Here is a 5609-nt window from a genome sequence, read left to right on the forward strand (position 1 = left end):
ATCACATATTTCTGAAAATCAGTTCTAAATAAAAGCTGATGGTTCTTCCGCAGCCCTTGTCTCCCCCTACCCCCTTCAAAGGGGGACAATCAAACATAGTAAACTAAGAAGAGATTATTGATAGTGCGTTTTCGGCCTGTTTTTCTGAAAATAGGCCGAAAACAGAACGGATTTCTTTTTAATTTGGGGCAGGCAGTTCCATGTTTAACCGCTGTCGGTTCAATCTTCCTTCTATGAAAACTTTCTCTTTGCCCAGCGTTCTGCTGCTGGTATTTGCCTTCGGCTTTAGCTTCTTGGTTTCTGCTGACATGCAGGCGCAAACACTAAAATTGGCCTCGTTCAACGTGCGGGTTGATGTGAAAGCCGATTCGCTGAACCCCTGGAAAGACCGGTACCCGCAGGTGGCCAACTTGATTAAGTTGTATGATTTTGACGTGGTGGGTACACAGGAAGGCAAGGGGCACCAGATTCAGCATCTGCAGGAGGAATTGCCAGGGTTTGCGTTTGCCGGCGTGGGGCGTGATGACGGGAAGGAGAAGGGTGAATATGCGGCCATATTCTACAAGAAAGACAAATTTCAAGTGCTGAATTCGGGTACTTTTTGGTTTTCGGCTACGCCGGAGAAGCCTAGCAAAGGTTGGGATGCCGCTTTCCCGCGCATCTGCACGTGGGTGCAGCTCAAAGAGAAAGGCTCTGGGTTTGTTTTTTACGTGTACAACCTACACTTTGACCACCGCGGCGTAGAAGCCCGCCGCGAAAGCTCCAAGCAGATTCTGGCCAGAATGCAGGCCGTGGCGCCCAACACGCCGGTGGTGCTAATGGGCGATTTCAACATTGACCAGGACGATGAAAGCTACCAAATCCTGAACACCTCGGGCAAGCTGAAAGACGCATTTGAGACGGCGCAGTTCAAGCTGGCACCCAACGGTACGTTCAACGGTTTCAACGTACAGCGCCAAACCGACCGGCGCATTGACCACATCTTCCTGACGCCGCAGTTTGAGGTAAAGAAATATGGCATCTTGACCAACACCTACGGTCCCGGCAAATACCCGTCAGACCATTTCCCGGTGATGGTAGAATTGGAGGTAGTGAAGAAGGGGAAGAAGTAGGGAATTCTGTTTTCGGTCTGTTTTTGGGAAAACAGGCCGAAAACAGGGTTGCAGTTTCTCAAAAGACCTCGCAGGGTCTTTCAGACCTGCGAGTGTCTGTGCCGACTGCTGTGGAATTTGCATGTAAGTTTAAAAACTTACATGATTAGTAACCACAAGTTACGCTATCGCTAAACTTGCGGCAGAACTTTTATTAAAGCTGGCTCATCAATTTCTACAATGGTACTGCCGGGCTTGCTGTTAATTGTTCATCTTCTACCTCTGCCAGCCACGCCGCAAAATGCTTAGTAATCTTCTTACCCTCAATAATAAACCCGTCATGCCCGTAGTTGGAGTCAATCTCTACGTAGGTGGCGTTAGGCAGGTGCTGGGCCAGGAATTGCTGCTCCTGCACGGGGCAGAGAATGTCGCTGCTGATGGCTATGATGAGCGTTTTCTGGGCTATTTTCTGCAAAACAGGCTCTAAGCGTCCGCCCCGCGCGGCCGAGGTGGTGGCTGTCTAAGGCTTTGGTCAGGAACCAGTAGCTGTAGGCATTGAAACGTGCCACTAACTTGTCTCCCTGGTAGTTGAGGTATGAGGAGACACGGTGATTTTCCAGTTTCTCGGGGTCTGGGTCGGTTTGGTTCTGGGCCAGGATTTGGTAATTGCGGTACGTGAGTATACCCAGGGCGCGGGCCGCTTTTAGACCTTTGCTTCCAGCGGTAGGACAGGGTTCGCCCCAGGTGCCATCGGCTTCCAGCATGAGGCGTTGGGTGGTGTGAATGCCAATGCCCCACGTGCTTTCGGCGGCGGAGGTGGCCAACAGGAAAAGGTTCTCTGCCACCTCAGGTTCGGCCACGGCCCATTCCAGCACTTGGTAACCGCCACAGCTACCGCCCGCCAGAATGTGTATTTTGTCTAGCCCCAGATGTTCGCGCAGCAAAATGTGCGCTTTCACCATGTCCCTGATGGTGACCTGCGGGAAGGTATTGTAATAAGGCTGCTGCGTCTCAGGGTTTACGCTTAACGGGCCGGTGCTGCCGTAGCAGGAGCCCAGAATGTTGGCGCAGACAATAAAATGTTTGTCAGGGTCCATGGCTTTATTTTCCCCCACAAGTCCGTCCCACCAGTCCAGCACGTTTGAATTAGCGGTCAGGGCGTGGCAAATCCAGACCACATTGCTTTTCTTTGCGTTCAACTGACCGAACGTATGGTAAGCAATGGTAATTTCCGGTAACGTTTGCCCTCCCTCTAATTCAAAAGGTTGGTTGTATTGAAAATAATTCATGTAGTACCTTTATCTTTTACAAAGTAAATAGCTGGAGGCGTAAAAGCGTAATAAATATGATAAGAATTGAGATGAACCGCGTGGGCGGCGACTATGGCTTTGAGGCCCGGGACGCCAACGGCCACGTCATCACCACAGATACCAGCCCAGAGAGCGGCGGAATGAACTTCGGGGTACGCCCCATGCAGATGCTGTTGATGGCCCTGGGTGGCTGCAGCGGCATTGACGTAGTCATGATTCTGAAGAAGCAGCGTCAGGAAATCACCGGGTTCAAAATGGACATCTCGGGCGAGCGCGAAGCCGGCAAAGAACCCAGCCTCTGGAAACAAGTGCACGTCATCTTCGAGCTGCAAGGAAATATTGATTCGGCCAAGGCCGACCGTGCCTGCCAGCTTTCCATGGAGAAATACTGCTCGGTGGCCGAGACGCTGCGCCGGGCCGGGGCCGAGATTACCTGGGAGGTGCGCGTTACTGCGTAACGAGTGCTGAGTCGCGAGTCTTGAGTGGGGAGAGTTACCAACCCTTTCCTGAAAGAGGATTTGACTGAAGCTTTTTTGGGCCTGTTTTTTAGAAATTAGGCCCAAAACAGGTTTTAGCTCTTTGCTTCTTTTCTGGCGCGCGTCTCCAGACACGGGACATAGGATTTGGATAGTCTCCGGACTACCCTCGCCGCATAGGCGGCGAACGAACGCATTGGGGACGGGCGCATTTTCGGCTCATGGTTCCCGGCGAGTCTGGAGACTCGCCGCATCCTAAGTCACGAGACTGGAGTCTCGCGCCAGTTGGAGAGGCGATTGCTCAAAAGACCTCGCAGCGTCTTGCAGACCTGCGAGTGTCTGGGCCAGTAGCGGTTGCCAACGCAGCTTCGTCAAGTTCAGGAGGCACTTCTTCAATAGCAACGCTCAACAAAAGGAAGTTCTGTTTTCGGCCTGTTTTCTGAAAAACAGGCCGAAAACGCACTATCTGAAATGCGTAGACCAGCTTGTGTAAAAATCCCCTTCGTCCCCTTCAAAGGGGGAGTATCACCTAAAGTTAAAAGAGAAAGTCTTTGATAAAGAATTCATGTGTCTTGCTACGTGCTACTTGATACGTGATACCAAAAAGTACCACTATGGAATACCACCCGCTTACCAAAGCCATTAGAATACAAACCGAGCGCACCAACGAGATGGAGCACTCTACGCCTATGTTCCTGACCAGCAGTTTCATGTTTGAAAACGCGGAGGGCATGCGGGCGGCGTTCGCCGATGAGACTGATGACAACATTTACAGCCGGTTCTCAAACCCCGGCGTGCAGGAGTTTACCGACAAGATGTGCGCCCTGGAAGGGGCCGAGGCCGGACATGCCACCGCCTCGGGCATGAGCGCGGTGTTTGCCTCGTTCATGGCCTTATTGAAAGCCGGAGACCATTTGCTGGCTTGTAACTCCATCTTCGGGAGCACGCACACCATCATCACCAAGTACCTGCCCAAGTACGGCATTGAGTACAGCTACGTGAGCGCAGACAACCCCGAGGAATGGGAAGCGGCCATCAGGCCGAATACTAAGATGCTCTACCTTGAAACGCCTACCAACCCGGGGCTGGACATCATTGACCTGGAAGCCGTGGGCAAACTCACCAGGAAGCATAACATCATCCTGAACGTGGACAACTGCTTCGCTACGCCCGTGAACCAGCGGCCCATTGAGTACGGGGCTGATTTAGTGGTGCATTCGGCTACTAAATGGATTGACGGCCAGGGGCGAGTGTTAGGCGGCGTGGTTGTGGGCAAGAAAGAACTGGTGAAAGAAATTTTTCTGTTCTGCCGGAGTTCGGGTCCCGCTTTGTCGCCGTTCAATGCATGGGTCTTGAGCAAGAGCCTGGAGACGCTGGATGTGCGCATGGAGCGCCACGCGGCCAACGCGCTGAACGTGGCTACTAAATTGCAGGGGCATGAGAAACTGACGTGGGTGAAATATCCGTTCCTGCCCAGCCACCCCAAGTCTGACATTGCCAGAAAACAGATGAAAAACGGCGGCGGACTGTTCTGCTTCGAACTCAAAGGCGGTCTGGAAAACGGCCGCAAGTTCCTGGACAGCCTGCAGCTGATGTCTTTGACGGCCAACCTGGGTGATACCCGCAGCATTGCCTCGCACCCGGCCAGTACCACCCACGCCAAACTTACTGAGGAAGAACGCCAGGCGGTGGGCATTACGCCGGGCTTGATCAGAATCTCAGTGGGCTTAGAGTACGCAGATGATATTCTGAACGATATTCTGCAGGCGCTGGAGAAGTGCTGAGTTTCGTTATTGGTTGTTCGTTGTTCGTTGTTAGAAGATTTTAGCCGAACCGTTAACTCAATTACCTCTCCTTTGGTCATCCTGAAAGGACCTTGGTGGCGAACTAGCCAGGCTTTTACTAAGCGCTTTTCTAGCTTGCCCACAAGATCTTTCCAAGATGACAAAAGAGGGGGGGAGGCGTTATGATTTGGTTTTGGGTTAAAACCAAAAAGCGTTTTCGGGCTCATTTACAGAAATGAGCGAAAACGCTTTTTTTATTCAACGGCTTGAATGCCTATTTCACGTCCAGTTTTCCCTCAACAGAATCATCCAGGGTTACGCCAATGGCCGCGCCCACTGCCTGTTTTACAAACGCGATGGCGTTACCGTGTTTGTTGTCCCAGTAGTAGCCGCCGGTGGGAATTACCTGCAGCACCGTAATACGTGGGTCTTCTTCGCCTTCAGTGAACCAGACTTTGAGCATGGGGTTCCAGAGTTCCTTGATTTTAGCTTTGTCTTTGCTGAGGCGGGCCGTGCCGTGCACCGTGAGGAAGTCTGAGTATTTGGAGCCCTGAAAAAACAGCTGCACCAGCGGGTCGCGTTCCAACTCCTCCACCTTGTGCGAATCATCTGAGGTCAGGAACCAGAAACTGCCGCCATCATCGGTTTTGAGCACGGCCATGGGCCGCGAGGTGATGGGCTGGCCGCTGGTAATGTTGGTGCAGAAAAAGCAGCTTTCGGCGCTCTGGGCCAGCTCTTTCATTTTCTGGGCCGCCTCCTGGCCCTGCAAATTCTTTAAGTTGTCTTCGGGTTGGTTTTTATTGATGCTATCCATGGTGCCTTCAAGTGCTAGGTGAACCTAGATGTACTGGATTTTGCGGCATATGGATGTTGGGGCGGGAAAGACAATTCCTGTTTCGCATGTTTTTCCAAAAACAGGCCGAAAACAGGAAATTTTCTAGGCTTGTG

The 5609-nt window shown here is 52.0% G+C and carries 6 protein-coding genes; 3 read left to right on the forward strand and 3 right to left on the reverse strand.

Annotation, left to right across the window (positions count from 1 at the left end):
- Positions 1 to 233: 233 nt before the first annotated feature.
- The gene (locus A8O25_RS21900; RefSeq protein ID WP_066839729.1) at positions 234 to 1112 is read left to right on the forward strand and encodes an endonuclease/exonuclease/phosphatase family protein; all 879 of its coding nucleotides are present in this window, start codon (positions 234 to 236) and stop codon (positions 1110 to 1112) included.
- A gap of 214 nt (positions 1113 to 1326) precedes the next feature.
- On the opposite strand, the gene A8O25_RS24305 is transcribed toward A8O25_RS21900, so the two are convergent.
- Together A8O25_RS24305 and A8O25_RS21905 are read right to left on the reverse strand one after the other, a co-directional pair.
- Positions 1327 to 1506 (reverse strand): hypothetical protein, encoded by a 180-nt coding sequence (locus A8O25_RS24305; protein ID WP_338152782.1) that lies wholly within the window; start codon positions 1504 to 1506, stop codon positions 1327 to 1329.
- Positions 1469 to 2380, reverse strand: coding sequence for a homoserine O-acetyltransferase family protein (locus tag A8O25_RS21905; RefSeq protein ID WP_338152783.1), 912 nt, complete (start codon positions 2378 to 2380; stop codon positions 1469 to 1471). The genes A8O25_RS24305 and A8O25_RS21905 overlap by 38 nt, the downstream gene beginning before the upstream one ends.
- A 56-nt stretch (positions 2381 to 2436) precedes the next feature.
- Here A8O25_RS21905 and A8O25_RS21910 point away from each other — a divergent pair, with 56 nt between their 5' ends.
- Entirely contained in the window at positions 2437 to 2859 is a 423-nt protein-coding gene (locus A8O25_RS21910) for an OsmC family protein (RefSeq protein WP_082893831.1), read from the forward strand.
- A gap of 632 nt (positions 2860 to 3491) precedes the next feature.
- The gene (locus A8O25_RS21915) at positions 3492 to 4661 is read left to right on the forward strand and encodes a trans-sulfuration enzyme family protein (protein ID WP_066839725.1); all 1170 of its coding nucleotides are present in this window, start codon (positions 3492 to 3494) and stop codon (positions 4659 to 4661) included.
- Positions 4662 to 4935: 274 nt separating this feature from the next.
- On the opposite strand, the gene A8O25_RS21920 is transcribed toward A8O25_RS21915, so the two are convergent.
- Entirely contained in the window at positions 4936 to 5475 is a 540-nt protein-coding gene (locus tag A8O25_RS21920; protein WP_066839727.1) for a pyridoxamine 5'-phosphate oxidase family protein, read from the reverse strand.
- Between the last annotated feature and the right edge of the window lie 134 nt (positions 5476 to 5609).

This window comes from Rufibacter ruber (genome assembly GCF_001647275.1).
Lineage (GTDB): Bacteria > Bacteroidota > Bacteroidia > Cytophagales > Hymenobacteraceae > Nibribacter > Nibribacter ruber_C.

Excerpts from the sequence above, each read along its gene's own strand:
- A8O25_RS21900 (WP_066839729.1), top strand. The coding sequence starts at position 234 with ATGAAAACTTTCTCTTTGCCCAGCGTTCTGCTGCTGGTATTTGCCTTC.
- A8O25_RS21915 (WP_066839725.1), top strand. The coding sequence starts at position 3,492 with ATGGAATACCACCCGCTTACCAAAGCCATTAGAATACAAACCGAGCGC.
- A8O25_RS21920 (WP_066839727.1), bottom strand. The coding sequence starts at position 5,475 with ATGGATAGCATCAATAAAAACCAACCCGAAGACAACTTAAAGAATTTG.
- A8O25_RS21905 (WP_338152783.1), bottom strand. The coding sequence starts at position 2,380 with ATGAATTATTTTCAATACAACCAACCTTTTGAATTAGAGGGAGGGCAA.
- A8O25_RS21910 (WP_082893831.1), top strand. The coding sequence starts at position 2,437 with ATGATAAGAATTGAGATGAACCGCGTGGGCGGCGACTATGGCTTTGAG.